The sequence below is a fragment of the Streptomyces sp. NPDC002446 genome, from assembly GCF_053595675.1.
Genome location: NZ_JBSFYC010000177.1, coordinates 1 through 1,044, shown reverse-complemented (window position 1 = coordinate 1,044; position 1,044 = coordinate 1). Strand labels below are relative to the sequence as shown.

Annotated in this window: 1 protein-coding gene; it reads right to left on the bottom strand. The window is 66.3% G+C overall.

What is annotated here, in order from left to right; all coding sequences use genetic code 11:
- Positions 1 to 1,044: acyltransferase domain-containing protein (locus ACWD6P_RS37070; RefSeq protein WP_451448621.1), on the bottom strand; the 1,044-nt coding region annotated here is incomplete at both ends.

The following is a 1,044-nucleotide window of genomic DNA, read 5'->3' as shown; positions in this document are numbered from 1 at the left end:
CCCTCGTCACGGCGCAGGGAACCCGCCACGACTACGTCGTCGAGAGTCTCCTGGACACCTACGGTCAGGACCGGGTGCGCACTCGACTCCACAAAGGTCGTAAAACCCTCCGCCGCAAGGGAACGAACCCCGGACTCGAACTGCACCTGACGACGCAGATTCCGGTACCAATACGCGGCATCCAGACCCTCCGTGTCGAGGTAAGTGTCTTCCACCGTGGAGTAGAAGGGGATGGTGCCCGACTGCGGCCGTACGGGCTCCAGCACATGGAGCAGCTCCTGCTCAATGGCCTCCACATGCGCCGAATGCGAGGCGTAATCCACCGCAATACGACGCGCCCGGACACCATCGGCTTCACAAGAGGCAACGAAGGTCTCCACCGCGTCGGCATCGCCCGAGACCACCGTCGACATCGGACCGTTGACTGCCGCAACGCTCAACTCGCCAGCTCCGGCGAGGCGTTCACGAACATCCGCCTCGGGCAACGCGATGGACGCCATACCGCCCCGCCCGGCCAGCTCACGACCGATGACCTGCGAACGCAGCGCCACCACCCGCGCACCATCCTCCAACGACAGACCACCCGCCACCACAGCAGCAGCAATCTCCCCCTGCGAATGACCCATCACCGCATCCGGCACCACACCCACCGAACGCCACAACTCCGCAAGCGACACCATCACCGCCCACGTCACCGGCTGGACGACATCCACCCGCTCCAGGTCACGACCCTCGGAAACCACCTCCAGCAGGTCCCAGTCCACAAACGGCGCCAGCGCCTCCCCACACCGGCCCATCCACTCGGCGAAAACCGGCGAAGCCGACAACAACTCCGCACCCATGCCCACCCACTGCGAACCCTGACCGGGGAAAACCATCACCGTCCGGCCAACCTCACGGACCGACCCCAGCACCACACCAGCCGACTCACGGCCCGCGCCCACCGCATCCAGCGCATCGAGCAGCCCCGCCCGATCGGCCCCCAGCACCACCGCACGCCGCTCAAAACCCGACCGCGACACCGCCAACGACAGCCCCACATCA